The sequence below is a fragment of the Serratia sp. CY52157 genome (assembly GCF_052168495.1).
GTDB classification, from domain to species: Bacteria; Pseudomonadota; Gammaproteobacteria; order Enterobacterales; family Enterobacteriaceae; genus Serratia; species Serratia ureilytica.
Genome location: NZ_JBJNMO010000001.1, coordinates 1,853,725 through 1,879,361, shown reverse-complemented (window position 1 = coordinate 1,879,361; position 25,637 = coordinate 1,853,725). Strand labels below are relative to the sequence as shown.

Sequence of the window (25,637 nt, the reverse complement as noted above, 5' to 3'; positions counted from 1 at the left end):
TAATCATTTATGGAGAATTAACATGTTGAAAATTATCAGGCTGGCCTGCGCTTGCCTGTTTATGCTGTGGCTGCCCGCCTTGCAGGCGGCGGACAGCGGCTGGCTGCAAAATCCGGCCAACGATCATGCCAAGGTGCGGCTGCGCGCCGACACGTCACAGCCGGGAGAGACCCGTCTGCTGCTGTCGGTCGAGCTGCAAAAAGGCTGGAAAACTTACTGGCGTTCCCCGGGCGAAGGCGGCATCGCGCCGGCTATCGTCTGGCAAGGCCACCCACCGCCGGCGACCTGGCACTGGCCGACGCCGCAGCGTTTCGAGGTGGCCGGCATTTCCACCCAGGGCTATCACGATCGGGTCACGCTGCCGATCGTGATGCCAGGCCAGGTGTCCGGCCCGCTGGCGGGCACCCTGACGCTGTCCACCTGCAGCAATGTCTGCATTCTGACCGACTACCCCTTCAGTCTGGATCTGACGGCGCCGAACGATCCGCAGTTTAATCACGACTTCGCGCAGGCGATGGGGCAAGTGCCGATCGCCGCCGGGTTGACGGATAACGTCAAGGCCGGGTATCGCAGCGGCGAGCTGCAGATTGCCGCCGAACGCGCCGACGGTTGGCAGCGGCCCGCGCTGTTCTTCGATACGCTGGCGGATGCCGATCTCGGCAAGCCGCAGGTTGAAACCGACGGCGATCAGTTGCTGGCGCGAGTCCCGGTGAGCGATGGCTGGGGAGAGGCGGCGCCGGATCTGCGCGGAAAAACGCTGACGCTGGTGATCGACGACGGCGGCATGGCGCAGCAGATAACGCTGCCGATCGGCGAGCCGCTGGCCGCGCCGGCCGGTGCGGCGTTCCCGTTATGGCAGGCGGTATTGATGGCGCTGGCGGGCGGGTTGATCCTCAATCTGATGCCGTGCGTCCTGCCGGTGTTGGGCATCAAGCTCGGTTCCATCCTGCAGGTGGAGCGGCGCGATCGGCGCAGCGTACGGCTGCAGTTCCTGGCATCGTCGCTGGGTATTGTCGCCTCGTTTATGGCGTTGGCCCTGCTGATGACGCTGCTGCGGCTCGGCAACCACGCGCTCGGCTGGGGCATTCAGTTCCAGAATCCGTGGTTTATCGGCTTTATGGTGCTGGTGACGCTGCTGTTCAGCGCCAACCTGTTCGGCCTGTTCCATCTGCGCCTCTCGTCCGATCTGAATACCTCGCTGGCCACCCATAACGGGCACGGCCTGAGCGGCCATTTCTGGCAGGGCGCCTTCGCCACGCTGCTGGCGACGCCGTGCTCGGCGCCGTTTCTCGGCACGGCGGTGGCCTTCGCGCTGGCGGCGTCGCTGCCGGTGCTGTGGGGCATGTTCATCGCGCTCGGCATCGGCATGAGCCTGCCGTGGCTGCTGATCGCCGCCTGGCCTTCGCTGGCGCTGCGGTTGCCGCGTCCCGGCCGCTGGATGAATACCGTCAAGCTGGCGATGGGATTGCTGATGCTGGCGTCGTCGCTGTGGTTGCTGAGTCTGCTGAGCAATCATATCGGCGTGCAGGCTACGCTGTGGCTGGGGGGGTTGGCGCTGCTGGCGTTGCTGCTGGCGGTGTGGCGCCGGCAGGGGGCGCGCTTGGCGGCCAAGCTGGCGGCGGGCACTGTGGTGCTGGCGGGTGCGGCCTTGCTGGCCGGTTCGCTGACCGCCGGTCTGTGGCGCCAGCCGTTGCAGGATCGGGTTCAGTGGCAACCGCTGAGCGAACAGGCGATCGCCGAGGCGCTGGCGCAGCATAAACGGGTGTTCGTCGACGTCACCGCAGACTGGTGCGTGACCTGTAAAGCCAACAAATTCAATGTGCTGCTGCGCGATGACGTACAGCGGGCGTTGAACGCCGATGACGTGGTCGCGCTGCGCGGCGACTGGAGTCGCCCGTCGGCCGACATCAGCGCCTTCCTGCAAAGGCGCGGCAGCGTCGCCGTGCCTTTCAACCAAATCTATGGCCCCGGCAGCCCGGACGGCGTGGTGCTATCCCCGCTGTTGACCCGTGACGCCGTGCTGCAAACGCTTTCCCATGCCAAAGGAACCGAACAATGAAAAAGCTACTGATTTTACTGATGATCATCGCCGCCCCGGTGTGGGCCGCCGAGCCTTTCACCCCGGCGCAAGAGGCGCGTATCAAAGAGATGATCCGCGAAACGCTGGTGTCCAACCCGGACATTCTGGCGCAGGCGGTGGACGCCTGGCAGCAGCAAACCGCCGGCCAGCAAATCAGCCAGGCTATCAAGCAGAATGCCAAAACGCTGTATCAGGATCCGGCCAGCCCGCGCCTCGGCGCCGCCAACGCCAAACTGACGCTGGTGACCTTTACCGACTATAACTGCCCGTACTGCAAGCGGTTTGATCCGATGCTGGAGAAAATCGTCAAGCAATACCCGGATGTGGCGCTGGTGGTGAAGCTGTTGCCGTTCAAGGGCGAAAGTTCGGTCAGTTCGGCGCGCGTGGCGCTCACCACCTGGCAGCAGCACCCGGAGCAATTCTGGGCCTTGCATCAGCGGCTGATGGCGAAAAAGGGCTTCCACGACAAGGCCAGCATCGCCGCCGCGCAGGAGAAAACCGGCGTCAAGGCGGTGGCGCCGAGCGAACAGAGCATGACCACGCTGCGCACCAATATGGAATTGGCGGAACAACTGGGCGTACAAGGGACGCCGGCGACGCTGATCGGCGATCGGATGCTGCCGGGGGCGGTGTCCTATGAAGAGCTGGAAACGATGGTGAAGCAGCAGCTGGCGAAGGCCAACCATGGCTAAGCTCAAGCGCTGGGGGCGCGAGTTGCTGCTGCTGGCGCTGATCGCACTGGCGGTGATTACGGTGATGGATTGGCTGAACGCGCCGCAGGCGCCGCCGGCCTTCGATGCCCAGACGCTGACCACGTTGGACGGCGAGCGCGTGTCGTTGGCGCAGCTCAGTCATGAGCGGCCGCTGCTGGTTTACTTCTGGGCCAGCTGGTGCGGCGTTTGTCGTTTCACCACGCCGGACGTCGCCCGTTTGCAGGCGGCGGGCGGCAACGTGCTGACCGTCGCGCTGCGATCGGGCGACGATACCCAGGTGAAACAGTGGCTGGCGCGCAAACGGCTGGCGCTGCCGGTGGTCAACGATCCGGCCGGTACGCTGTCGGCGCAGTGGCAGATTGGCGTGACGCCGACCTTCGTGGTGGTCTCGCAGGGCAAGGTGGTGCAGAGCACCACCGGCTGGACCAGCTACTGGGGGATGAAGCTGCGGCTGTGGTGGGCCGCCGTCTAACCGGCGTTTTTCTCTGCTATCACTTCCTCAATCGCCCGGCTAAGCCGGGCGATACCTTCTTCAATCTGCGGCGGCGAGTTGGCGGCGAAGTTTAGCCGCAGACTGTGCGCGCCCAGCTGTTCCTGGGCATAAAAGCATTCGCCGCGCGCGAAAGTGACGCCGTGCCGCCAGGCCACCGGCATCAGCTCGGTGGTGGTCACTGCCGCGGGCAGCGTCAGCCAGATAAACAAGCCGCCTTGCGGCGTTTCGAAACGGCACCCCGGCGGCAACCGCCGTTGCAACGCGTCGATCATCACTTCCAGATGCAGGCGATAGACGCGCCCGGCGCGGCGCAGCTGCTTGTCGTAACGGCCGACGGTGACAAACGCGTCCAGCGCCCGCTGGATCAGGCTGGAACTGGTGAAGCTGTCAACGTGCTTGCGCCGCGCAAAGCGCTGATAGTGCTCGCTGTCCGCCACCAGATAGCCGATGCGCATGCTGGGCAGCAGCATCTTGGAGAAGGTGCTGACGTAGATCACCGCGCCCGGCTGCGCCAGCGCACGCAGCGACGGCAGCTGTTTGCCCTGGTAACGCAGATCGCCGACGAAATCGTCCTCCAGGATCACCACGCCGGCCCGTTGGGCGATCGCCAGCAGGCGCCGCCGGCGAGCTTCGCTCAGGCAACGGCCGGTCGGGTTGTGAAAGTTGGGGATGGTGTAGATCAATTTGGGGCGGTGGCGTTCCAGCAACTCGGGCAATCGTTCGACCAGCATGCCGTGGCGATCGCCCGGCACGGTGACGATATTGATGCGGTGCTGGCGCAGCAGGCCCAGCGCTTCGGCGTAGGTCGGTTCTTCGACGATCACCGTATCGCCCGGCGCCAGCAGGCTTTGCACCACCAGGCTGATGGCATGCTGCGAGCCGTTGGTGATCAGCACCTGTTCCGCCTGCGTGGGGATGCCCTGCGCGCTGAGAATGCGGCTCAGCGTATCGCGCAGCGGGTAGTAGCCGCAGTATTCTCCGTAGCTGAAGGCCTCTTCCGCATGGCGGCTGAGCACCGACAGCAGCACTTTGCGAAACGCCTCCAGCGGAAACACCTTAGGGCTGCCGACGCCGGCGGCGAAGTTGATCAGCCCCTCCGGCAGCGGGGCGTCGGCGTAGCCGTCCAGCCGCGAGGTGAGGGTGGTGAAGCTCTCCAGCGGGAAGGGGGCATCGCTGCTCGGCCGGGCCGGGCGCGTTTGCGCCTGCGGGTGCGCAACGTAGGCGCCGCTGCCGCGCCGCTGATGCAAAAAGCCCTTGGCCGCCAGTTCGGCATAGGCGTTATCCACCGTCAAACGGCTGACCGCCAGTTCGGCCGCCAGCGTGCGCGTTGAGGGCAGCTTGTCGCCATCCACGAACACGCCGGTAAGGATGGCGCGCCGCAGCGCTTCTTCGATCTGTAAATAGAGCGGAACGTCCTGCTCGCGATCTAACGGAATGTGCATGCGAAATTGGCCCGGTTAGGGAGAGAGCTTTTTACTATACCCCATGTCAACAGGGCTTCAAGCGCAGAAAAGTGGCCTGCATGACAATGCCGTAAAGTGGCTATAGTGAGAAAAAATGGCCGCGTTACACTGTGCGCCTGAGCATTTACGTCGCCATTTTTCCGAGGATCTCATGTCATTACCGTCAGGCGTTTCCGCCCGGCCGGCGCTGCCCGGCGCGCGTCTCTTTCAGGGCAGCCGCCAGGGTTACGTCATCGCCATGATCAGCGCCATGCTGCTGGCCTTTACCGCCATCATCATCCGCGCGCTGACCGAGTACTATCACCTGCCGACCTTCGTGCTGGCGTTCTGGCGCGCGGCGCTGGTGGCGTTGGTGCTGTTGCCGCTGCTGTTGGTGGTGAAACCGCAGTGGGCGCGCCTGCGCCGTGAACAGGTCTTGTTCTACGCGCTTTACGGGCTGCTGCTGGCGCTGTTCAACAGCCTGTGGACGCTGTCGGTGGCGCTGAACGGCGCATCGGTGGCGACCATTCTGACCTACTGTTCGGTGGGCTTTACCGTGTTCCTCGGCTGGGTGATGTACAGCGAACGCCTGACGCTGCGCCAACTGCTGGTGATCGCCATCAGCCTGGGCGGTTGTTTCCTGGTCAGCAACGGCGACAGCATGGGCAACCAGCACTTCGATTTGTTGGGGCTGCTGGTGGGGATGCTGTCGGGCATCGGCTATACCCTGTATACCCTCGGCGGGCGGGTGGCCAGCGAACGGGGCTATCCGGTGTGGAACACCATTTTGTACGTTTTCGGTTTTTCGGCGCTGTATCAGCTGGTGTTCAACGCGGCGCTGACGGCGTTCCCGCTGGCAGCGTTCCACGGCATGGCCGGCTCTCTGTGGTTCCTGTCGCACGGCGCGCAGGGCATTCAGTGGAGCGGCTGGCTGTTGCTGCTGGCGCTGGCCGCCGGGCCCACGCTGTTGGGCTTCGGGTTGTATAACATCAGCCTGAAAACGCTGCCGCTGGCCGTAGCCAACCTGATCCTGTCGTTGGAGCTGGTTTTCACCGCGGTGATCGCCTATTTCCTGCTGGGGGAAAACATGAATCAACTGCAGTTGCTGGGCAGTGCGCTGGTGATGGGCGGGGTGCTGCTGTTGAAAAGCAAGACCGCCGAGGCGTGATCGGTTACCATTTCGCCTCGCAAGAGAGGCGGTAATCATGAATAACCCGAGATTGAAACGAGCGCTTATCGCTTGAATGGCCGTGTTGAGTGAACGACAACACGGCCACAGACATTCCGTTCCGTGGCTTTTATTCCCGTAACAAGAGAATACGCCATGTCCGAAAAACACTGGTCCAACACCGAGCTGCTGCATCAGACGGTGACTAACCCGAATATTATCGTCAAAGGCACCCACAGCTACTACAGCGACTGTTGGGATAACGGTTTCGAACGCTCGGTGGTGCGCTATCTGCACGGCGACGCGGTCAGCCGGCAATGGCAGCCGCTGGGCGAAATAGATCGCCTGCTGATCGGCGATTACGTGTGCATCGCGGCCGAAGCGGTGATCCTGATGGGGGGCAATCACACCCATCGCATCGACTGGTTGAGCCTGTACCCGTTTATGGCAACCATCAAACAGGCGTACCGCCCCAAAGGCGATACCCGGCTGGGCGACGGTTGTTGGATTGGCATGCGGGCGATGTTGATGCCAGGGGTCTCGATAGGCGAGGGGGCGATCGTCGCCGCCGGCAGCGTGGTGGCCGGCGATGTTGAACCCTATGCTATCGTCGGCGGCAATCCGGCGAGGTTTATCCGTTGGCGATTCGCGCCGGAAGTTATCGCGCGCTTGCTCGCCTTGCGCCTCTATGAGTTGCCTGAGGCGGACTTTGCGGTAATTCAGCCCCTGCTCGTCGATGACGATATCGGGGCGCTGGAAAGGGGGATCGCGGCCCTGGGCCGTTAAACACAACGGGCGGGAAATTCCCGCCCGTTTCGCGTTACTCGGCCTTGGCCTCGGCCGCCGGATGGCGGCGTTTGCGCATCAGGCGCAGCAGCGGCGGCAGCGCCAGCACCGCGACCGCCAACACCAGCAGCGTTTGCGCGATGCTGCTGCTCCACAGGATGCCGAATTCGCCGTTGCTGATCGACAGCGCGCGGCGCAGGTTCTGCTCCAGCATCTCACCCAGCACGAAGCCCAGAATCAGCGGCGACATCGGGAAGTGCATTTTCCGCAGGATATAGCCGAACACCCCCAACCCGACCATCAACAGCAGGTCGAAGGTGGTGCTGTGCACCGCATAAACCCCCACCGCGGAAACCGCGGCGATCGCCGGCACCAGGAACCACAGCGGGATGGTCAGCATGCGGGTGAACAGGCCAACCAGCGGCAGGTTCATGATCAGCAAGATGACGTTAGCGATCAGCAGCGCGGCGATCAGCCCCCAGACGATATCCGGTTGTTCGGTAAACATCGCCGGACCGGGGGTGATGTTATACAGCGTCAGCGCCCCCATCATCACCGCCGTGGTGCCGGATCCGGGCACCCCCAACGTCAGCATCGGAATGAACGAACCGCAGGCCGAGGCGTTGTTGGCCGCTTCCGGCGCCGCTACGCCGCGGATGTCGCCTTTGCCGAAGGTGTCGCTGTTGCCGCTGATTTTCTTTTCGGTCATGTAGGTCAGCGCGCTGGCGATAGTGGCGCCGGCGCCCGGCAGAATGCCGACGAAGAAGCCGATCACCGACGAGCGCAGGGTAGGGCCTGCGCACTGCGCCGCCTCTTTGCGGTTGAACAGCAACCGGCCGGTTTTACGCACCAGCTTTTGCCCGGCGCTGGTGCTTTCCAGCATCAGCAGGATCTCGCTGACCGAGAACAGGCCGATCACCACCACGATAAACTGCACGCCGTCGGAGAGGTGCACGCTGTCAAAGGTAAAGCGGTAAACGCCGGTGTTGGCGTCGACGCCCACCGTCGCCAGCCCCAGGCCGATCAGCGCCGCCAGCAGGGATTTCAGCGGGTTTTGGCTCATCATGCTGCCGAGGCAGGCGATGGCGAACACCATCAGGGCAAAATACTCCGCCGGGCCGAAGGCCAGCGACCAGCGGGCCAGCAGCGGCGCGAACAGAATAATGCCGCCGATGGCGATCATCGAGCCGACGAACGAGCTGACCGCCGAGATGGACAGCGCCACGCCGGCGCGCCCCTGCTGCGCCATCGGGTAGCCGTCCAGCGCGGTCATGATCGCCGCCGCATCACCCGGCACGTTGAGCAGAATTGACGAGATGCGCCCGCCGTATTCGCAGCCGATATACACCGTCGCCAGCAGGATCAGCGCCGATTCGGCCGGCAGTTTGAGGGCGAACGCCAGCGGCAGCAGGATCGCCACGCCGTTGATCGGCCCCAACCCTGGCAACAGGCCGACGATGGTGCCGACGAAGCAGCCGATCAGGGCGATAATCAGGTTTTGCGGCACCAGCGCCACTTCAAACCCTTGGGTCAAATACATCCAGGTATCCATCATCGCTCCCGTTAGCTCAGCCAGGCGCCGAGCGGCAGTGTGACATCGAGAAGTTGGTCAAAGGCGTAGTACAGCGCTGCGCCCATGATGACGCCGGAGATGGCCGCCGCCGGCAGGCTGGCCTGAAACAGCAGGCCGATGCTGAACGTCAGCAGCGCGGTCGCCAGTGGAAAGCCGAGCCATTCAAACCCCCAGGCATACAGCACCAGGGTGATCACCAGCACCAGCAGCCGCTGCATCACCTTGTGGTGCGGCCATTCCACCGCCTGCGGGCGGCGCAGCAACAGCAGCGCCGCGCACAGCGCCATCAGGCTGAGGATCGCCAGCGGGAACGGGCGCGGCCCCAGCGGTTCATAGCTGTATTCGCTCTGGATGCCCCAGCCGATGAACAGCCCGCCGATACACAGCAGCAGCCAAAAGCCGGCAAAAATACGATCGCTCATGGTTTTCCCCTGCGGTTATTTAGCCAGGCCGAACACTTTCGCCTGCTCACGGTATTGGGCAACCTGATTCTTCACGTAGGCGTCCAGCTCTTTGCCGGTCAGGTTGAATTCGAACAGGCCGCGCAGATCGCGCTGCTGCTTGAATTCGTCGGTCGCCATCATTTTCTGGAAGGTGTCGATCCACCACTGATACTCTTCATCGCTGACTTTCGGCCCGACGTAGAAGCCGCGAATGATCGGCCACACCAGGCTGTATCCTTGCTCTTTGGCGGTGGGAATATCGGCCAACTGGCCCGGCAGACGTTGCTCTGCATACACCGCCAGCACGCGGATCTTGTCGCCCTGCAGGTAAGGCACCATTTCGCTCAGATCGCCGGATACCGCCTGGATGTGGTTGCCCAGCAGCGCGGTGACCGGTTCCCCGCCGCCCTCGAACGCTACGTAGCGCATCTTGCGCGGGTCCACGCCGACTTCGCGCGCCAGCAGCGCGGTTTTCATCCAGTCCTGGCTGCCGATCGAGGCGCCAGCGCCGAACACCACGCTGTTGGGATCTTTTTGGAAAGCGTCCATCAAGTCTTTCAAGGTTTTGTAAGGCGAGTCGGCGCGCACCGCGATCATGCCGTAGTCGGTACCGACCGCAGCCAGCCATTTCACGTCGTCCACGTTGTAGCGGCCGAACTTGCCCTGGGCCAGGTTGAGCAGTGAACCGCCGGAGAAGGCCACCACGGTGCCGAACTCCGCCGGGCGCTGCGCGACAATGGCGTTGTAGGCCACCGCGCCGACGCCGCCGGGCATATAGGTGACGCGCATCGGTTTATCAATGGCCTTGGTGTCCTGCAGCGATACCTGAATCAGTTTGCAGGTCAGATCGAAGCCGCCGCCGGGTTTGGCCGGCGCAATGCATTCGGTGCGTTTGGGCGCTTCCACGGCAAAGGCCTGAGAGGCCGCCAGCAACAGGGCGGCGGCGGTAAAGGTACGGGTCATTATTTTTTTCATTGTGACTTACCCTCGGTATTGTCTGATGGTGAATCCCGCCGAATGCGGTTGCGGAATTGTTAAAACAACAACCTTTCATTTACCTTTCAGTGGCCGGAAAAGTTTCCAGTCTGTGATTAGGGTCTCTTGTCGCGAGCGAACGGCGGGTGCGCTAACATAGAATGGGCGCAGAGAACAGCGCGCAAAACCGGCCAAAACCCTGCGTAATGTCAGGATTGCCGATAGTCGTTCGCGTTAAAATCATCTGTAATAAAATGAATAGAGATGCAGTGATATGTTTTCGTTAGGGAAATTGTTTGGCGGCAGGGACAGCGCCAAGGTATGTGCGATTAAACGGTTGCCAGAGATCTACGCCGAGATGGCGGGAGAAGCCGGGCAGTGTCGTTTGAAGCGCTTGCGCCCTGAGATTGGCGTATTTGAGCTGCATTTCGTCAACGCCGACGGTGAAAAGTATGTTTGCCCGATGACCGCCTGCGTGACCGGCATCGATCTGGTGTTTGCCGCCAACAACCGCTCCGTGCTGGTTTCTTCGCCGTTTACCGCCGACAAGCTGCGTCCGGTGTTGGATCTTGCTCTCGCCGATAGCCCCATCACGCTGATCTGAGGCGTCACACGAGCGCGCCCCAGTACGCATAATTGTGTGCCAGCTCCCAAAACTGGCGGCGCGGCGCTCTTTTATCCCCTTATTTTCCATGCCATTCTCTGTTATCGACCTGTTAACAGACGCCGCATCGGTGTCTGGTTGTTCAGGTAAATCAATGGAATGGGAACATGCGACTGTTATTGGTTGAAGATCACCCCGAGCTGTCTCACTGGTTGCAAAAGGCGCTGACCGGCGCCGGATTTGCCGTCGACGTCGCGCCGGACGGCGTGGCCGCCGACCACCTGTTGCTTAATGAACGCTATGCGCTGGCGGTGCTGGATGTGGCGTTGCCGCGTCTGAACGGTCTCGATTTGCTGGCGCGCCTGCGCAAGCGCGGGCAGGATCTGCCGGTGCTGTTGCTGACGGCGCGCACCGACGTGACCGACCGGGTGAAAGGCCTGAATCTGGGGGCGGACGACTACCTGACCAAACCGTTCGAACTGGACGAGCTGGAGGCGCGCATTCGGGCGTTGCTGCGCCGCAGCGTCGGCGCCGCGCAGCCGGCGTTGCAATACGGCGCGTTGACCTATCATGACGAAGGTTATTTCCTGCTGGAGAGCAAACCGCTGGCGCTGACGCCGCGCGAGCTGGCGGTGCTGACCGCGCTGATGCACCGGCGCGGCCGCCCGGTGGCCAAGCAGCAGCTGTTTGAGCAGGTGTTTACGCTGTCTGACGAGGCCAATCCGGAGAGCATTGAGCTTTACGTACACCGTTTGCGGAAAAAGCTGCAGGGCAGCGACGTGGCGATCGTCACGCTGCGCGGTCTGGGCTACAGCCTGGAACTGTGCAATGCGGTGGTTTAACGCGCCGCGTTCGCTGTTTTATCAACTGCTGCTGTTTTTTGGCCTGCCGCTGCTGGCGCTGGGCGGCATCTCTATCTACACCCACTACTTCAGCGCCATGAGCGCCGCCACCCTGGCCTACGACCGCACGCTGCTGGCGTCGGCGCGCACCGTGGCGGAGCGGCTGGTGGTGCGCGAAGGCAAGCTGGCGGTCGATGTGCCTTATGTGGTGCTCGACAGCTTCGAGCGCAACATGAACGATCAGCTCTATTACGAGGTGATCTCGCCGCAGGGGAAAAGCATCTCGGGCTATGACGATTTGCCGTCGTTGCCGCCCCACATTCCACGCTCCACCCTCTATCCGGCATTGGTGCATTTCTACGATGCGGAATACCTCGGCCGGCCGATCCGCGTGGCGGCGCTGTTTCAACCGGTCAACGAGTCGGGCGTGAGCGGCATGGCGACCATTCTGGTGGCGGAAACCCTGGAATCGCGTCGTTACCTGGCGCGGCAGATGATGATCGCGGCGCTGTTGAGCCAGGGCACGGTGGTGGTGTTGACCCTGATCCTGGCGTTCGCGCTGCTCAAGCGGGTGTTGAAGCCGATGCGTAAACTCTCCGGCATCATGCTGCGGCGCGATCCGGGCGAACTGACGCCTTTGCCGCGGGTTCTTCCCTGGTCGGAGATGCAGCCGCTGCTGGTGGCCTTTAATCGTTACATCGAACGGCTGCGGCTGATGGTGGCGCGTCAGGAACGCTTCAGCGCCGACGCCTCTCACCAGCTGCGCACCCCGCTGGCGGTGCTGAAGACCCAGGTCGGGGTGGCGCTGGCCAGCGATCGGCCGCAGCAGTGGCGCGAAAGTCTGCAGGCGATGAGCGCGACGCTGGATAACACCGTGGCGCTCACCGACCGTCTGCTGCACCTCTCGCGCCTGAAAGCCAGCGAGCACAGCGCCGATCGCAAGCTGCAGCCTGTCAATTTGGCGCAGGTGCTGCGCGACGCCTGTTTCTCTCGCTTGCCGCAGGCGCGCAGCAAACAGATCGATCTTGGTTTCGAGGGTGAAGCGGCGTGTCAGGTCGCGGGGGAGCCGCTGCTGTTGGCCGAGCTGTGCGCCAATCTGCTGGACAACGCGCTGAAATACACGCCGCGCCAGGGCGTGGTGACCGCCCGCCTTACGCGGGACAAGGCTACGGGGGAAGGGGTGCTGGAGATAGAAGACAGCGGCCCGGGCATCGCCTTGCAGGACAAGGCGTTGGCGCTGCAGCCGTTTCATCGTTTGGACAACGTGGGCGATCAGCCGGGCGCCGGTTTGGGATTGGCGTTGGTGAAGGACATCACCGCGTATCACGGCACCCGCCCGGAGCTGTTGAGCTCCGCCGCGCTGGGCGGCCTGTTGGTGCGGGTGCGTTTCAGGTTGCTGGCTTAGGCCTGTTCTTTGCAGGAATCTGCGCTTGCCGCCGGGGCTTTGGCTTTACGCGTCAGCGGCGTGCGCAGCCGCTGCGACAGGATCACGCCCAGCAGGGTGATGCCGCCGCCGATCAGGTGGTAACCGTGCAATTGTTCATGCAGGAACAGCACCGCGATAGCGGCGGTAAACACCGGCGCCAGGTTCATGAAGATCGAGGTGGTGTTGGCGCCCAGGCGCAGGACGCCCTGGATCCACAGGTACGGCGCGATGATCGAGGCCGGAATGCCGGCGAACAGCACCAGCGGCAGGTTATGGCCGTTCAAGCCGACATCCTGCGCCATCAGGAAATTCGGCAGCAGCAACAGCACGCCGAACAGGATCTGCACGTAGAGCGATTGCCAGTTCGGCAGCGCGATGGCCCAGCGTTTGGTCAACACGCCATACAGTGCGTAAGAGGCGGTGGCGAGCAGCATCATCAATTCCCCTTTGCCGATACCGTGCTGCAACAGCGCGCCGGGCTGACCGCCGCTGACCAGCCAGATCAAACCGCAGAAGGAGAGAATGCTGCCGAGCAGCACGCCGACGGTCGGCGCAATGCGCAGCAGTACGATGCTGATCAGGATGGTCAGCAGTGGGATCAGCGACACGATGATGCCCATAAACAGCGCGCTGACGCTGTGCGCCGCGTAATAGGCCAGGCTTTGATACAGCACCATGCCGAGCAAGCCGAGGATCATCAGCTTCCACCAGTTGGCGCGCACCTGCGCCCAATTGCGCAGCACGCCCGGCAGCACAAACGGCGTCAGGGCGATCAGCGCCAGCAGCCAGCGGTAGAGCGAGATGGCCGCCGGATCGATGGCGGTGGCGGAGAGTTTGCTGACGACGGCGTTAATCGACCAAATCAGCACGGCCAGCAGGGGGAAAAGCATATTCATGACAATTATTCTCAATAGCGTCCAACATGCTGGCTAGTCTACGCGTGTCCGGTTTATCATATATAACGATATTCAGACAAAAATCGGCGTAAATAAGACAAATCACGGGACGAAACCATGCCAGAAATCCGCCATTTCCCCGAGTCGCTGATCCCGGCGCCAAACCCGGTGCAGTTTCGTTGCGAGGAGTTCAACGTCCGCACCGAATTCCAGCCGCACAGCCATACCTGGGGCCAATTGATGTGGGTCAAAGCCGGGGTGATGGTGCTGCGCATCGGCGGGCAGCGCTTTCTGGCGCCGCCGGAGTACGTGCTGTGGACGCCGGCGGGCATCGAACACTCCTGTTACAACCAGCGGCTGGCGCAGTGCCGCATGGTGGACATCGCGCCGGCGCTGTGCGCCGGCATGCCGGCCGATCCTTGCCTGGTCAATGTGACGCCGATCTTTCGCGCCATCGCCGAGGATTTCTATGCGCGCAAACAGTACATTCCGCAGGCGGAGGCGGATTTGCGCCTCTGCCAGGTGCTGATCGACCAGCTGCATCTGTCGCCGCGCCAGCAAACCTATCTGCCGTCGTCGGACGACAAGTTTTTGGCGCCGGTGCTGGAAGCGCTGGAACATTGCCCGGCGGACAACACTTCGCTGGCGACGTGGGCGAAGCGGGTATACACCACCGAGCGCACGCTGTCTCGCCGCTGCCAGCAGGATTTGGGCATGCCGTTCAGCGAATGGCGCCAGCGCCTGCGGTTCCTGCACGCCGTGTCGCTGCTCGAACAGGGCAAAACCGTGCAGGACGTGGCGCTGGAAGTCGGCTACAGCTCCGCGTCGGCCTTCATCGTCATGTTCCAGCAGATCGCCGGCACCACCCCTGAGCGCTTTCGCCGTGCCTGATTCAGTGGCACACTATTTCGCAGACAAATAGCCGTAAACCGTCGGAGAACGCAGTGAAAATTCTGGTTGATGAAAATATGCCGTATGCGGCCGAGCTGTTCAGCCGCCTGGGCGACGTGCGGGCGGTGCCGGGGCGTCCGATCCCGCTTGAGGCGCTGGCGGATGCCGACGCGCTGATGGTGCGTTCGGTCACCAAGGTCAATGAAGCCTTGTTGGCCGGCAGCCGCATCGGCTTTGTCGGCACCGCTACCGCCGGCACCGATCACGTCGATGACGCCTGGCTGCAACGGCAGGGCATCGGGTTTTCCGCCGCGCCGGGCTGCAACGCCATCGCGGTGGTCGAGTATGTGTTCTCCGCATTGATGCTGCTGGCCGAGCGCGACGGCTTCCAACTGCGGGATAAAACCGTCGGCATCGTCGGCGTGGGCAACGTCGGTTCGCGTCTGGACGTGCGCCTCAAAGCGCTGGGCGTGCGCACGCTGCTGTGCGATCCGCCGCGCGCCGATCGCGGCGACGCCGGGGAATTCTGGCCACTGGAGAAATTGGTGGCCGAGGCCGACGTGCTGACCTTCCATACGCCGCTGAATAAATCCGGCCCGTATCATTCATTGCACCTGGCGGACGCCGAGCTGCTGGCGGCGTTGCAGGACAACCGCATTCTGATCAACGCCTGCCGTGGGCCGGTGGTGGATAACGCCGCGTTGCTGCAGGCGCTGGAAAAAGGCAAAAAGCTGAGCACGGTGCTGGACGTGTGGGAACCGGAGCCGGATCTCGCCTTGCCGCTGTTGGCGCGGGTGGATATCGGCACCGCGCACATCGCCGGGTATACGCTGGAAGGCAAGGCGCGCGGCACCACCCAGGTGTTCGAAGCGTTCAGCCGCCATCTGGGGCAGCCGCAACAGGTGGCGCTGGCCTCGCTGCTGCCGGTGCCGGAGTTCAGCCAGATCCGTCTCAACGGCCCGCTGGATGAAGCGCGGTTAAAACGATTGATGCACTTGGTGTATGATGTGCGCCGCGATGATGCGCCGCTGCGCAAAGTCGCCGGGCAACCGGGCGAGTTCGATCGCCTGCGCAAGCACTACCAGGAACGCCGCGAGTGGTCTTCGCTGGCCGTGCAATGCGATGACAGCGCCAGCGCCGAGCTGCTCGGCAAGTTGGGCTTCAGCATCGCGTAGCGCGTAAGGTTGTCTTAAGCCAACGCCGCTACAGTGAGCGGCAAAGATTATCGGGCGGTGGCTGCACTGCCCGTCTGCTTTTATGAATGAAATACTCTGGAGAAAACCCAATGTCTGACGGCTGGAATATCGCGCTGCTCGGCGCCACTGGCGCGGTAGGTGAAGCGTTGCTGGAATTGTTGCAGGAACGCCAGTTCCCGGTGGGTGAGCTCTATCCTCTGGCAAGCGAACGCAGCGCGGGCGCCAATGTGCGCTTCAACGGCAAGTCTCTTCTGGTGCAAAACGCCGAAGAGTTCGATTGGTCGCAGGCGCAACTGGCCTTCTTCGTCGCCGGCAGCGACGCTTCAGCGCGCTATGCCGAAGAGGCCGGCAACATGGGCTGTCTGGTGATCGACACCAGCGGCCTGTTCGCCATGGAACCGGATGTGCCGCTGGTGGTGCCGGGCGTGAACCCGCAGGTGCTGGCGGATTACCGCAACCGCAACATCGTCGCGGTGGCCGACAGCATGGTCAGCCAACTGCTGACGGCGATCAAACCGCTGACCGAACAGGCGGGGATGTCGCGCCTGCACGTCACGACGCTGATGTCGGTATCCTCGCGCGGCAAGGCGGCGGTGGACGATCTGGCCGGCCAGAGCGCGCGCCTGTTGAACGGCATCCCGGCCGAAGAAGGCGTTTTCACTAAACAGCTGGCGTTTAATATGCTGCCGCTTGTCGCCGACGAGCAGGGCAGCGTGCGCGAAGAGCGCCTGATCGTCGATCAGGTACGCAAGGTGCTGCAGGACGAAGGGTTGCCGATTTCGGTGAGCTGCATCCAGTCGCCGGTGTTTTATGGCCACGCCCAGGTCGTGCATCTGGAAGCGCTGCGTCCGCTGTCCGCCGAAGAGGCGCGCAGCGAGCTTGAAGAGGTCGAAGACGTTCAACTGAGTGAAGAGGATGATTACCCGACTCAGGTCACCGAAGCTTCCGGCAGCGATGCGCTCAGCATCGGGTGTCTGCGCAACGATTACGGCATCCCCGAGCTGTTGCAGTTCTGGACGGTGGCGGACAACGTCCGCTTCGGCGGCGCGTTGATGGCGATCGAAACCGCCGAGCGTCTGGTGCAGGAGCAGATGTACTGATGTCTGAGGTGGTCTCGCCCGCTCAGCCGACGCTGAAGGTAGCGCTGGGCATCGAATATGACGGCAGCCGTTACTACGGCTGGCAGCGGCAGCAAGAAGTGGCCAGCGTGCAGGAACGGCTGGAGCAGGCGTTGAGCAAGGTGGCGGATGCGCCGATCAACGTGCTGTGCGCCGGGCGCACCGACGCCGGGGTGCACGCCACCGGGCAGGTGGTGCACTTCGAAACCACCGCGCGCCGCAAGGACGCCGCCTGGACGATGGGCGTCAACACCCATTTGCCGCCGGACATCGCGGTGCGCTGGGTGAGCCCCGTCGCCGATGATTTTCACGCGCGTTTCAGCGCCACCGCGCGCCGTTACCGCTATATTATTTTCAACCATCGCTACCGGCCGGCGGTGTTGCAACAGGGGGTGACGCATTTTTATCACCCGCTGGACGCGGACCGCATGCATCGGGCGGCGCAGGCATTGCTGGGCGAGAACGACTTTACCTCGTTTCGCGCGGTGCAATGCCAGTCGCGCACCCCGTGGCGCTGCGTAAAACACGTTAAGGTTACGCGCTACGGCGAATATATTGTGGTAGATATCAAGGCGAATGCCTTCGTGCATCACATGGTTCGCAACATCGTCGGCAGCCTGATGGAGATCGGCTGCGGCAATCAGGATGAGAACTGGATGGCCGAGTTGCTGGCGCTGAAGGATCGCAATCTGGCGGCGGCGACGGCGCGAGCCGAGGGGCTGTATCTGGTTTCCGTGGACTATCCCGACCACTTTGGCATCCCGCGGCCGCCGATGGGGCCGCTGTTTTTACCCGACGATTAAACGCCGGCACGCCTGAAAGCGTCGCTCCCTTGTGCTTCTGCCGGGTGATTGAAACGCCCGGTATCAATGAGAGAATTTATGGACATCATCAAGTTTATTATTGATTTCATTCTGCATATTGATGTGCACCTGGCCGAACTGGTCGCACAATACGGCATGTGGGTCTACGCTATTCTGTTCCTGATCCTGTTTTGCGAGACCGGTTTGGTGGTGACGCCGTTCCTGCCGGGGGATTCTTTGCTGTTCGTCGCCGGCGCGCTGGCGGCTTTGCCGACCAACGATCTGAACGTGCACACCATGGTGGCGTTGATGGCCGTGGCGGCGATCATCGGCGATGCGGTGAACTACACTATCGGGCGGTTGTTCGGCGAGAAGCTGTTCAGCAACCCGAATTCGAAAATCTTCCGCCGCAGCTACCTGGATAAAACGCATCAGTTTTATGAGAAGCACGGCGGGAAAACGATTATTCTGGCGCGATTCGTGCCGATCGTGCGTACTTTTGCGCCGTTCGTCGCCGGCATGGGGCATATGTCCTATCGCCACTTCGCCGCCTACAACGTGATTGGCGCACTGGTTTGGGTGCTGCTCTTCACTTATGCTGGCTACCTGTTCGGTGATCTGCCGGTGGTGCAGGAGAACCTGAAACTGCTGATCGTCGGGATCATCATCGTTTCGATTCTGCCGGGCGTGATTGAAATTTGGCGCCACAAGCGCGCCGCCGCCCGCCAGCAAAAACAATAAAAACATCGCTCAACCTGTCGGTTCGACCAGTTTTTTGTCCACAGCGTCGGGCCGATATGGTTTAATGAGCGACATTATGGTCTGTTCCTGCGAACAACCCTGAAGCCGATGCCTCGGTCGCGCGCTTGCCGCGCGGCGAACGGGCATTTTTTCATTGGGGGTGTTTTCGGGGGGATTGTTAAAGCATGAACAGCGGACTGGCGTGTGCCAGGTTCAAACAGAAAGGTCATCGATGAGCTGGATTGAACGAATTCTTAACAAGAGCAATATCACACAAACCCGTAAGGCGAGCATTCCTGAAGGGGTCTGGACCAAATGCGACAGCTGCGGCCAGGTTCTCTACCGCGCCGAGCTGGAGCGTAATCTGGAAGTGTGTCCGAAGTGCGACCACCATATGCGTATGAGCGCGCGCGCGCGTCTGCATACCCTGCTGGATGAAGGCAGCGAAGTGGAGCTGGGCAGCGATCTGGAGCCGAAAGACGTTCTGAAATTCAAGGATTCCAAGCGCTATAAAGATCGTCTGGTCGCCGCACAGAAAGCGACCGGCGAGAAAGATGCGCTGGTGGTGATGAAGGGCACGCTGTACGGCATGCCGATCGTCGCGGCGTCCTTTGAATTCGCCTTCATCGGCGGTTCGATGTCTTCCGTGGTTGGCGCGCGTTTCGTGCGTGCGGTTGAGCAGGCGCTGGAGGACAACTGTCCGCTGGTGTGCTTCTCCGCCAGCGGCGGCGCGCGCATGCAGGAAGCGCTGATGTCGCTGATGCAGATGGCGAAAACCAGCGCGGCGTTGGCCAAAATGCAGGAGCGCGGCTTGCCGTACATCTCCGTGCTGACCGACCCGACCATGGGCGGCGTCTCCGCCAGCCTGGCGATGCTGGGCGACATCAACATCGCCGAGCCGAAAGCGCTGATCGGCTTTGCCGGCCCGCGCGTGATCGAACAGACCGTGCGCGAGAAACTGCCGCCGGGCTTCCAGCGCAGCGAGTTCCTGATCGAAAAAGGCGCGATCGATATGATCGTTCGCCGCCCGGAAATGCGCCAAACGCTGGCGAGCATTCTGTCCAAACTGACCAACCAGCCGCAGCCGCATTTCGATGAGGCCGCGCCGGTCATTGAGCCGGAGCAGCAGGCCGACGCCTGAGGCAAAGACGGATCCCGCCCGGGTTCAGCCGCCACTTTGTGGCTAAGTGACGGCTGATGCCCGTTCCCTGCCGGCCGCAGCCTATGACGTTGCGGTTTGCAGGTGGGCGGCAGTGACGAAGCGCATCGCCTTTACCGCGGTGAGGGTGGTGCCCTGATGGATTAATGAACCCAAGTTCAGTGATGGGACTCATGCAAAACCACCAAATTCCCCAAGCCACGTCGCCATTGAGCTCGTGGCTTTACTATCTGGAACGTCTGCACAGCCAGGCGATCGAACTCGGCCTCGAGCGCGTACAGCGCGTCGCGGCGCATCTGGACTTACTGACCCCCGCTCCCACGGTGTTCACCGTTGCCGGCACTAACGGCAAAGGCACGACCTGTCGCACCCTTGAAGCTATTCTGCTGGCCGCCGGCCTGCGCGTCGGCGTTTACAGTTCACCGCATCTGGTGCGCTACACTGAACGCGTGCGTATTCAGGGGGAAGAGTTGAGCGAAGCGGAGCACAGCCGCTCGTTTGCCGCCATTGAAGCCGGCCGCGGCGAAACGTCGCTGACCTATTTCGAATTCGGCACCCTGTCGGCGCTGCAGCTGTTCAAACAGGCGCGGCTGGACGTGGTGATCCTGGAAGTCGGCCTGGGCGGGCGTCTCGACGCCACCAACATCGTCGATCCGAGCGTGGCGGTGATCACCAGCATCGCGCTCGATCACACCGACTGGCTGGGCAACGATCGCGAAAGCATCGGCCGTGAAAAGGCCGGCATTTTCCGCAGCGGCAAGCCGGCGGTAGTGGGCGAACCCGACATGCCGGACAGCATTCGCCAGGTCGCCGAAACGCTGGGCGCGCCGCTGTATCGCCGTGGTGAAGCCTGGAGCTTCAGCGAGCAGGGCGATCGCTGGCAGTGGCAGGGCGGCGACACGCTGCTGACCGATCTGCCGACGCCGAACGTGCCGCTGGCCAACGCCGCTACCGCGCTGGCGGCGCTGAACTGTTCCCCGCTGGAAATCGACGAGCGCGCGATCTTCACCGGGCTGCAGCAGGCGACGCTGCCGGGGCGTTTCCAGATCGTGCGGCGGGAGCCGATGCTGATCCTCGATGTGGCGCACAACCCGCACGCCGCCGGCTATCTCGCCGGGCGTCTGGCCAAGCTGCCGCGCGACGGCGGCAAGGTGCGCGCGGTGGTGGGCATGCTGTCGGACAAGGACATCGCCGGTACGCTGGCCTGCCTGAGCGAGCAGGTAGATGAATGGTACTGCGCACCGCTCGACGGCCCGCGCGGCGCCAGCGTCGAACTGCTGGCGCAACATCTGGCGGAACCGCGACGCTTTAATGATGTCGAAACTGCCTGGCGGCAGGCTATGCAGGATGCTGATAAACAGGATATTGTGATCGTCTGTGGATCGTTCCACACCGTTGCGCAGGTGATGGCGGCGTCAGACGAGATGCGGGGAGTGTGAGTGGCGAGTAAATTTCAGAACCGACTGGTCGGAACCGTGATTCTGGTGGCGCTGGGGGTGATCATCCTGCCAGGGTTGCTGGACGGCAAAAAGAAGCATTACGAGGATGAATTCGCGGCCATTCCTTTGGTGCCGAAGGCGGGCGACGTCGAAGAGAACGACGTGTTGCCGCCGGTGACGCAGCCGTTGCCGGCGCAGCCGCCGGAAGGGGCGGGGGCGCTGGTCGAGCAGCAGGCGGCCAACGAAGCGGCGGCGCAACAGGCGGTGCGACAGAATGCTCAGCAACCGACGCAGGTGGCGCCGCCGCCGGTCGAGACGCGTCCTCAGCCGGTGCAGCAGCAGCCTAAGCCGAAACCGGTGGAAACCAAACCGGTAGAGGTGAAACCGAAACCGGCGCCGCAGCCGAAGCCGGTGGAAGTGAAACCGACGCCAAAGCCGGAGCCGAAACCTGAACCGACGCCGAAGCCTGAGCCGGCACCGCAGCCGAAACCGGCGGAAGAAAAAGCGCCGGCCGGGCAAGCCTATGTCGTGCAGCTCGGGGCGTTGAAGAATGCCGCCAAGGCGAACGAGATTGTCGCTTCGCTGCGTCTTTCGGGCTATCGCGCCTTCACCGTGCCGTCAACGCCGGTGCAAGGGCAGATCACCCGCATCTACGTCGGCCCGGATGCTTCCAAGCAGAAGCTGCAGGCGGCATTGCCGTCGCTGAACTCGATCAGCGGGCTGAGCGGACAGGTGAAGCCGTACGGTCGTTAAACCCCGCAGGGGCGCAGCAGGATGCGCCCCTGAATTAAGGAGTGGTGGAGAGATCGCTAGAGAAACCGCGCCTTTTACAGGCGAAATCACCTATGTAGGCGCGGCGATTGGGAATTTTTTAATCGCCGCTTTTTATTTGTAACGTGGTAGGAAATCCCCTACGCAAACGTTTTCTTTTTCTGTTAGAATTCGCCGCGAATTGGATGCAGGGGCGATTCATCATTGGAATAGTTCATGGTCTGGATTGATTACGTCATTATAGCGGTGATTGGATTTTCGGCTCTGGTGAGTCTGATCCGAGGGTTTGTTCGCGAAGCATTGTCACTTGTGACATGGGGATGTGCGTTTTTTGTTGCCAGCCATTTCTACTCTTACCTTGCGGTCTATTTCACTCGTTTTGAAGATGAACTGGTGCGAAACGGCATCGCGATCGCGATTTTGTTCATCGCGACCCTGATCGTAGGGGCTATTGTTAACTATGTGATTAGCTCACTGGTAGAGAAAACCGGGCTGTCGGGCACCGACAGGGTGCTGGGCATCTGCTTCGGCGCATTGCGCGGCGTGTTGATCGTTGCGGCGATCCTGTTCTTCCTGGATACCTTTACCGGCTTTTCACAAAGTGCCGACTGGAAACAGTCGCAGCTGATTCCCCAGTTCAGTTACGTCATCAGGTGGTTCTTTGACTACCTGCAGAGCACGTCGAGTTTCTTGCCGACCCAATTGCCGGGGCGGTAGCGCTGATGAGGAAAAGACAACATGTGCGGTATTGTCGGTATCGCCGGTTTTATGCCGGTAAACCAGTCGATTTATGATGCGCTGACGGTGCTTCAGCACCGTGGCCAGGATGCCGCAGGCATCGTCACCATTGACGCCCACAACGGGTTCCGTTTGCGCAAAGCCAACGGCCTGGTGAAGGATGTATTTGAGGCGCGCCATATGCAACGCTTGCAGGGCAACATGGGCATTGGCCATGTGCGTTACCCGACGGCCGGCAGCTCGAGCGCCTCTGAGGCCCAGCCTTTCTACGTCAACTCGCCGTTCGGCATTACGCTGGCCCACAATGGCAACCTGACCAACGCCCATGAGCTGCGCCAAAAGCTGTTCGAAAGCGGCCGCCGCCATGTCAACACCACCTCCGACTCGGAAATCCTGCTGAACGTGCTGGCCAGCGAGCTGGATCGCTTCCCGCATTATCCGCTGGAGGCCGACAACATCTTTACCGCGGTCGCCGCCATGCATCAGCAACTGCGCGGTGCTTACGCCTGCGTGGCGATGATTATCGGCCACGGCCTGCTGGCGTTCCGCGACCCGTACGGCATTCGTCCGCTGGTGATCGGCAAACGCACGCTGGAAGATGGCCGCAGCGAGTATATGGTGGCTTCCGAGAGCGTGGCGCTGGATACCCTGGGCTTTGAATTCCTGCGCGACGTGGCGCCGGGCGAAGCGGTGTATATCACCACCAAAGGCCAGTTGTTCACCCGCCAGTGCGCAGAGAATCCGAAAACCAATCCGTGCCTGTTCGAATACGTCTATTTCGCGCGCCCGGACTCCTTTATGGACAAGATCTCGGTCTACAGCGCCCGCGTGCGCATGGGCCAGAAGCTGGGCGAGAAGATTGCCCGCGAATGGGAAGATCTGGACATCGACGTGGTGATCCCGATTCCGGAAACCTCCTGCGACATCGCGCTGGAGATCGCGCGCATTCTCGACAAACCCTACCGCCAGGGCTTTGTGAAGAACCGCTACGTCGGCCGCACCTTCATCATGCCGGGCCAGCAGGCGCGTCGTCAGTCGGTGCGCCGCAAGCTGAACGCCAACCGCGCCGAGTTCCGCGACAAGAACGTGCTGCTGGTGGATGATTCCATCGTGCGCGGCACGACCTCAGAGCAGATCGTCGAGATGGCGCGCGAAGCGGGCGCCAAGCGCGTGTACCTGGCTTCCGCCGCGCCGGAAGTGCGTTTCCCTAACGTCTACGGCATCGACATGCCGAGCGCCAACGAACTGATCGCCCACGGGCGCGAAGTGGATGAAATCCGCCAAATCATCGGCGCCGATGGGCTGATCTTCCAGGACCTCGACGATCTGATCGAAGCGGTGCGTGAAGAAAACCCGGACATCACCCAGTTCGAATGCTCGGTATTCAACGGCATCTACGTGACCAAAGACGTCGATCAAAGCTATCTGGAATACCTGGAGTCGCTGCGCAACGACGACGCCAAGGCGCTGCGGGGACAAACCGAAGCGGAAAATCTGGAACTGCATAACGAAGGCTAACCGCCTGTGTTGATCCATCAGGGGGCATCGTCGCGTCTGCGGCGGTGCGCCTTGCTCCTGTGAACTTGCTTATCCCTCGCCATTGCGGCAAAGTCTGCCTGATCTTATTTTTTACTTTTTACGGCAGAGGCCATTCTTCATGAAACGACTCATCATCGGCATTTCCGGCGCCAGCGGCGCGATCTACGGCGTGCGCCTGTTGCAGGTCTTGCGCGACGTCGCAGAGGTGGAAACCCATCTGGTGATGAGCAACGCTGCAAGGCAGACGCTGGCGCTGGAAACGCCGTACAGTCTGCGTGAAGTGCAGGCGCTGGCCGATGTGGTTCACGATGCGCGCGATATCGCCGCCGCCATCTCTTCCGGTTCCTTCAAAACACTGGGCATGGCGATTTTGCCTTGTTCAGTCAAAACGCTGTCCGGCATCGTCAACAGCTACAGCGACGGACTGCTGACCCGCGCCGCCGACGTGGTGCTGAAAGAACGCCGCCGCCTGGTATTGTGCGTGCGTGAAACGCCGTTGCACCTTGGGCACCTGCGGCTGATGACGCAGGCGGTGGAAATGGGCGCGGTGATCATGCCCCCGGTGCCGGCGTTTTATCACCAGCCGAAAAGCGTGGAAGACATCATCGATCAGACCGTCAATCGGGTGATCGATCAGTTTGATATCGAATTGCCGGCCGATCTGTTCACCCGTTGGCAGGGTGCTGATTAACATTTTCATCCCCAAATTGGTACATTTGTGCAACACCGCACTGAATTAGGGCGGCGCATGCACCATAATGATCCCACTTCATCACGTTCACTGTTTCATGGCGCCGTCCTGTCGCGGCTGCCAGTGGCGCGGCCCCGAGCGGCCGATTTAATTTTGCGGTTATCGTCCCAGGAAACAGTATTGTGAAGGCCGGAGCCGTTCCCTCCGCCCGTAGCACCTAATGTGGCACGATTACTGCAAATTGATTTGGTGGGGAAAAGTAATGCCCGTAGTGGCATCAAAAAAATCAATTTGAGGGTAATTTATGAAAAAGCTGGTTAAGGTTCTTCCTTTAGTCTTGGCTTTGGCGGCCGCAAACAGCGCATTCGCCGCTATCCCATCGACATTGAAGATTGGCACCGATCCGACTTATGCGCCGTTTGAATCCAAAAACGCCAAAGGCGAGCTGGTCGGCTTCGATATCGATTTGGCCAAAGAGCTGTGCAAACGCATAAATACCCAATGCACCTTCGTGGAGAGCGACTTTGACGCGCTGATCCCATCCCTCAAGGCGAAAAAGATCGACGCTATCATCTCTTCGCTGTCCATCACCGAAAAACGCCAGCAGGAAATCGCCTTTACCGACAAGCTGTATGCCGCCAACGCCCGCCTGATCGCGCCGAAGGGGTCTAAGCTGTTGCCTACCGTGGATGCGTTGAAAGGCAAGAGCGTGGGCGTGCTGCAGGGCACGACCCAGGAAGCCTACGCCAACGCCATGTGGCAGCCGAAGGGCGTCACCGTAGTGCCTTATCAGAACCAGGATCTGGTCTACGCCGATCTGGCCTCCGGGCGTATCGACGCCGCCTTCCAGGATGAAGTGGCGGGCAGCGATGGCTTCCTGAAACAGCCGCCGGGCAAAGACTATGCGTTCGCCGGCGAATCGGTGAAGGATGACAAATTCTTTGGCGTCGGCACCGGCATGGGGCTGCGCAAAACCGATACCGAGCTGAAAGCGGCGCTGGACAAAGCCTTCGCCGAGATGCGCAAAGACGGCACCTACGATAAATACGCGAAAAAGTACTTCGACTTCGACGTCTACGGCGGCTAATCCGCTAACCGTTCCATGCTGTG

25 protein-coding genes are annotated in these 25,637 nt (G+C 61.7%); 20 read left to right on the top strand and 5 right to left on the bottom strand.

The window, feature by feature from the left end; all coding sequences use genetic code 11:
- The first annotated feature begins 22 nt into the window (after positions 1–22).
- Genes ACJ8IP_RS08910 through ACJ8IP_RS08900 form a run of 3 tightly spaced genes read left to right on the top strand, consistent with a single transcriptional unit; the run spans position 23 to position 3,265 of the window.
- On the top strand, positions 23–2,059 hold the full coding sequence (locus tag ACJ8IP_RS08910; protein WP_164107076.1) for a protein-disulfide reductase DsbD family protein: 2,037 nt from the start codon (positions 23–25) through the stop codon (positions 2,057–2,059).
- Positions 2,056–2,772, top strand: a complete 717-nt coding sequence (locus ACJ8IP_RS08905) for a DsbA family protein (RefSeq protein WP_033651962.1) — start codon at positions 2,056–2,058, stop codon at positions 2,770–2,772. Before ACJ8IP_RS08910 ends, ACJ8IP_RS08905 begins: the two co-directional genes overlap by 4 nt.
- A complete protein-coding gene (locus tag ACJ8IP_RS08900) occupies positions 2,765–3,265 on the top strand; it encodes a protein disulfide oxidoreductase (protein WP_147880753.1) in 501 nt (166 codons plus the stop codon). Before ACJ8IP_RS08905 ends, ACJ8IP_RS08900 begins: the two co-directional genes overlap by 8 nt.
- On the opposite strand, the gene pdxR is transcribed toward ACJ8IP_RS08900, so the two are convergent.
- Entirely contained in the window at positions 3,262–4,728 is a 1,467-nt protein-coding gene (pdxR, locus tag ACJ8IP_RS08895; RefSeq protein WP_164107075.1) for a MocR-like pyridoxine biosynthesis transcription factor PdxR, read from the bottom strand. The genes ACJ8IP_RS08900 and pdxR overlap by 4 nt on opposite strands.
- A gap of 172 nt (positions 4,729–4,900) precedes the next feature.
- On the opposite strand from pdxR, the gene ACJ8IP_RS08890 reads away from it, so the two are divergent.
- Together ACJ8IP_RS08890 and ACJ8IP_RS08885 are read left to right on the top strand one after the other, a co-directional pair.
- Complete coding sequence (locus ACJ8IP_RS08890) at positions 4,901–5,896, top strand: DMT family transporter (RefSeq protein ID WP_164107074.1); 996 nt, start codon at positions 4,901–4,903, stop codon at positions 5,894–5,896.
- A gap of 156 nt (positions 5,897–6,052) precedes the next feature.
- Positions 6,053–6,682 (top strand): CatB-related O-acetyltransferase, encoded by a 630-nt coding sequence (locus ACJ8IP_RS08885; RefSeq protein ID WP_164107073.1) that lies wholly within the window; start codon positions 6,053–6,055, stop codon positions 6,680–6,682.
- Between the two features lie 34 nt (positions 6,683–6,716).
- Here ACJ8IP_RS08885 and ACJ8IP_RS08880 read toward each other — a convergent pair whose 3' ends face one another.
- The 3 genes from ACJ8IP_RS08880 to ACJ8IP_RS08870 are packed head-to-tail and all read right to left on the bottom strand — an operon-like array spanning position 6,717 to position 9,673.
- The gene (locus ACJ8IP_RS08880) at positions 6,717–8,234 is read right to left on the bottom strand and encodes a tripartite tricarboxylate transporter permease (RefSeq protein WP_033643892.1); all 1,518 of its coding nucleotides are present in this window, start codon (positions 8,232–8,234) and stop codon (positions 6,717–6,719) included.
- 11 nt (positions 8,235–8,245) lie between these two features.
- Positions 8,246–8,677 carry a tripartite tricarboxylate transporter TctB family protein gene (locus tag ACJ8IP_RS08875; RefSeq protein WP_033643891.1) on the bottom strand — a complete coding sequence of 144 codons (432 nt, stop codon included), beginning with the start codon at positions 8,675–8,677 and terminating at the stop codon, positions 8,246–8,248.
- A 15-nt stretch (positions 8,678–8,692) separates the two neighbouring features.
- Positions 8,693–9,673 (bottom strand): Bug family tripartite tricarboxylate transporter substrate binding protein, encoded by a 981-nt coding sequence (locus tag ACJ8IP_RS08870; RefSeq protein WP_033651957.1) that lies wholly within the window; start codon positions 9,671–9,673, stop codon positions 8,693–8,695.
- Positions 9,674–9,947: 274 nt separating this feature from the next.
- On the opposite strand from ACJ8IP_RS08870, the gene ACJ8IP_RS08865 reads away from it, so the two are divergent.
- From ACJ8IP_RS08865 to ACJ8IP_RS08855, 3 genes are all read left to right on the top strand, one after another.
- Complete coding sequence (locus ACJ8IP_RS08865) at positions 9,948–10,277, top strand: hypothetical protein (protein ID WP_164107072.1); 330 nt, start codon at positions 9,948–9,950, stop codon at positions 10,275–10,277.
- A 167-nt stretch (positions 10,278–10,444) separates the two neighbouring features.
- Positions 10,445–11,119, top strand: coding sequence for a transcriptional regulator TctD (tctD, locus tag ACJ8IP_RS08860; protein WP_033643888.1), 675 nt, complete (start codon positions 10,445–10,447; stop codon positions 11,117–11,119).
- A complete protein-coding gene (locus ACJ8IP_RS08855; protein WP_033651954.1) occupies positions 11,106–12,524 on the top strand; it encodes a sensor histidine kinase in 1,419 nt (472 codons plus the stop codon). The genes tctD and ACJ8IP_RS08855 overlap by 14 nt, the downstream gene beginning before the upstream one ends.
- On the opposite strand, the gene ACJ8IP_RS08850 is transcribed toward ACJ8IP_RS08855, so the two are convergent.
- Positions 12,521–13,441 (bottom strand): DMT family transporter, encoded by a 921-nt coding sequence (locus ACJ8IP_RS08850; protein WP_164107071.1) that lies wholly within the window; start codon positions 13,439–13,441, stop codon positions 12,521–12,523. The two genes, ACJ8IP_RS08855 and ACJ8IP_RS08850, sit on opposite strands and share 4 nt — an antisense overlap.
- Positions 13,442–13,558: 117 nt before the next feature.
- On the opposite strand from ACJ8IP_RS08850, the gene ACJ8IP_RS08845 reads away from it, so the two are divergent.
- From ACJ8IP_RS08845 to hisJ, 12 genes are all read left to right on the top strand, one after another.
- Complete coding sequence (locus ACJ8IP_RS08845; protein ID WP_033643885.1) at positions 13,559–14,332, top strand: AraC family transcriptional regulator; 774 nt, start codon at positions 13,559–13,561, stop codon at positions 14,330–14,332.
- A gap of 53 nt (positions 14,333–14,385) precedes the next feature.
- Complete coding sequence (gene pdxB / locus ACJ8IP_RS08840) at positions 14,386–15,507, top strand: 4-phosphoerythronate dehydrogenase PdxB (protein WP_442524371.1); 1,122 nt, start codon at positions 14,386–14,388, stop codon at positions 15,505–15,507.
- A 110-nt stretch (positions 15,508–15,617) separates the two neighbouring features.
- Positions 15,618–16,628, top strand: a complete 1,011-nt coding sequence (locus ACJ8IP_RS08835; RefSeq protein ID WP_164107069.1) for an aspartate-semialdehyde dehydrogenase — start codon at positions 15,618–15,620, stop codon at positions 16,626–16,628.
- A complete protein-coding gene (gene truA, locus ACJ8IP_RS08830) occupies positions 16,628–17,449 on the top strand; it encodes a tRNA pseudouridine(38-40) synthase TruA (protein WP_033651950.1) in 822 nt (273 codons plus the stop codon). The genes ACJ8IP_RS08835 and truA overlap by 1 nt, the downstream gene beginning before the upstream one ends.
- Positions 17,450–17,527: 78 nt before the next feature.
- Entirely contained in the window at positions 17,528–18,190 is a 663-nt protein-coding gene (locus ACJ8IP_RS08825; protein ID WP_004936130.1) for a DedA family protein, read from the top strand.
- Positions 18,191–18,422: 232 nt separating this feature from the next.
- On the top strand, positions 18,423–19,331 hold the full coding sequence (gene accD, locus ACJ8IP_RS08820) for an acetyl-CoA carboxylase, carboxyltransferase subunit beta (RefSeq protein ID WP_033643880.1): 909 nt from the start codon (positions 18,423–18,425) through the stop codon (positions 19,329–19,331).
- Positions 19,332–19,522: 191 nt separating this feature from the next.
- Positions 19,523–20,788, top strand: a complete 1,266-nt coding sequence (gene folC / locus ACJ8IP_RS08815; RefSeq protein ID WP_033643879.1) for a bifunctional tetrahydrofolate synthase/dihydrofolate synthase — start codon at positions 19,523–19,525, stop codon at positions 20,786–20,788.
- On the top strand, positions 20,789–21,541 hold the full coding sequence (dedD, locus tag ACJ8IP_RS08810) for a cell division protein DedD (protein WP_033643878.1): 753 nt from the start codon (positions 20,789–20,791) through the stop codon (positions 21,539–21,541).
- A gap of 234 nt (positions 21,542–21,775) precedes the next feature.
- Positions 21,776–22,276, top strand: coding sequence for a colicin V production protein (gene cvpA / locus ACJ8IP_RS08805; RefSeq protein ID WP_004936119.1), 501 nt, complete (start codon positions 21,776–21,778; stop codon positions 22,274–22,276).
- A 21-nt stretch (positions 22,277–22,297) separates the two neighbouring features.
- Positions 22,298–23,815 carry an amidophosphoribosyltransferase gene (gene purF, locus ACJ8IP_RS08800; protein WP_033632500.1) on the top strand — a complete coding sequence of 506 codons (1,518 nt, stop codon included), beginning with the start codon at positions 22,298–22,300 and terminating at the stop codon, positions 23,813–23,815.
- Positions 23,816–23,954: 139 nt separating this feature from the next.
- Entirely contained in the window at positions 23,955–24,527 is a 573-nt protein-coding gene (locus ACJ8IP_RS08795) for a UbiX family flavin prenyltransferase (protein ID WP_033643877.1), read from the top strand.
- Positions 24,528–24,831: 304 nt separating this feature from the next.
- Entirely contained in the window at positions 24,832–25,614 is a 783-nt protein-coding gene (gene hisJ, locus ACJ8IP_RS08790; RefSeq protein ID WP_033643876.1) for a histidine ABC transporter substrate-binding protein HisJ, read from the top strand.
- Positions 25,615–25,637 lie beyond the last annotated feature (23 nt).

What these genes read in the sequence shown, in the direction of transcription:
- ACJ8IP_RS08855 (WP_033651954.1), top strand. Translation starts at nt 11,106, where the DNA reads ATGCGGTGGTTTAACGCGCCGCGTTCGCTGTTTTATCAACTGCTGCTG.
- cvpA (WP_004936119.1), top strand. Translation starts at nt 21,776, where the DNA reads ATGGTCTGGATTGATTACGTCATTATAGCGGTGATTGGATTTTCGGCT.
- tctD (WP_033643888.1), top strand. Translation starts at nt 10,445, where the DNA reads ATGCGACTGTTATTGGTTGAAGATCACCCCGAGCTGTCTCACTGGTTG.
- ACJ8IP_RS08890 (WP_164107074.1), top strand. Translation starts at nt 4,901, where the DNA reads ATGTCATTACCGTCAGGCGTTTCCGCCCGGCCGGCGCTGCCCGGCGCG.
- ACJ8IP_RS08905 (WP_033651962.1), top strand. Translation starts at nt 2,056, where the DNA reads ATGAAAAAGCTACTGATTTTACTGATGATCATCGCCGCCCCGGTGTGG.
- ACJ8IP_RS08795 (WP_033643877.1), top strand. Translation starts at nt 23,955, where the DNA reads ATGAAACGACTCATCATCGGCATTTCCGGCGCCAGCGGCGCGATCTAC.
- ACJ8IP_RS08835 (WP_164107069.1), top strand. Translation starts at nt 15,618, where the DNA reads ATGTCTGACGGCTGGAATATCGCGCTGCTCGGCGCCACTGGCGCGGTA.
- ACJ8IP_RS08910 (WP_164107076.1), top strand. Translation starts at nt 23, where the DNA reads ATGTTGAAAATTATCAGGCTGGCCTGCGCTTGCCTGTTTATGCTGTGG.
- ACJ8IP_RS08885 (WP_164107073.1), top strand. Translation starts at nt 6,053, where the DNA reads ATGTCCGAAAAACACTGGTCCAACACCGAGCTGCTGCATCAGACGGTG.
- ACJ8IP_RS08880 (WP_033643892.1), bottom strand. Translation starts at nt 8,234, where the DNA reads ATGGATACCTGGATGTATTTGACCCAAGGGTTTGAAGTGGCGCTGGTG.
- ACJ8IP_RS08845 (WP_033643885.1), top strand. Translation starts at nt 13,559, where the DNA reads ATGCCAGAAATCCGCCATTTCCCCGAGTCGCTGATCCCGGCGCCAAAC.
- ACJ8IP_RS08875 (WP_033643891.1), bottom strand. Translation starts at nt 8,677, where the DNA reads ATGAGCGATCGTATTTTTGCCGGCTTTTGGCTGCTGCTGTGTATCGGC.
- ACJ8IP_RS08870 (WP_033651957.1), bottom strand. Translation starts at nt 9,673, where the DNA reads ATGAAAAAAATAATGACCCGTACCTTTACCGCCGCCGCCCTGTTGCTG.
- ACJ8IP_RS08900 (WP_147880753.1), top strand. Translation starts at nt 2,765, where the DNA reads ATGGCTAAGCTCAAGCGCTGGGGGCGCGAGTTGCTGCTGCTGGCGCTG.
- purF (WP_033632500.1), top strand. Translation starts at nt 22,298, where the DNA reads ATGTGCGGTATTGTCGGTATCGCCGGTTTTATGCCGGTAAACCAGTCG.
- folC (WP_033643879.1), top strand. Translation starts at nt 19,523, where the DNA reads ATGCAAAACCACCAAATTCCCCAAGCCACGTCGCCATTGAGCTCGTGG.
- pdxR (WP_164107075.1), bottom strand. Translation starts at nt 4,728, where the DNA reads ATGCACATTCCGTTAGATCGCGAGCAGGACGTTCCGCTCTATTTACAG.
- hisJ (WP_033643876.1), top strand. Translation starts at nt 24,832, where the DNA reads ATGAAAAAGCTGGTTAAGGTTCTTCCTTTAGTCTTGGCTTTGGCGGCC.
- truA (WP_033651950.1), top strand. Translation starts at nt 16,628, where the DNA reads ATGTCTGAGGTGGTCTCGCCCGCTCAGCCGACGCTGAAGGTAGCGCTG.
- ACJ8IP_RS08865 (WP_164107072.1), top strand. Translation starts at nt 9,948, where the DNA reads ATGTTTTCGTTAGGGAAATTGTTTGGCGGCAGGGACAGCGCCAAGGTA.
- ACJ8IP_RS08850 (WP_164107071.1), bottom strand. Translation starts at nt 13,441, where the DNA reads ATGAATATGCTTTTCCCCCTGCTGGCCGTGCTGATTTGGTCGATTAAC.
- accD (WP_033643880.1), top strand. Translation starts at nt 18,423, where the DNA reads ATGAGCTGGATTGAACGAATTCTTAACAAGAGCAATATCACACAAACC.
- ACJ8IP_RS08825 (WP_004936130.1), top strand. Translation starts at nt 17,528, where the DNA reads ATGGACATCATCAAGTTTATTATTGATTTCATTCTGCATATTGATGTG.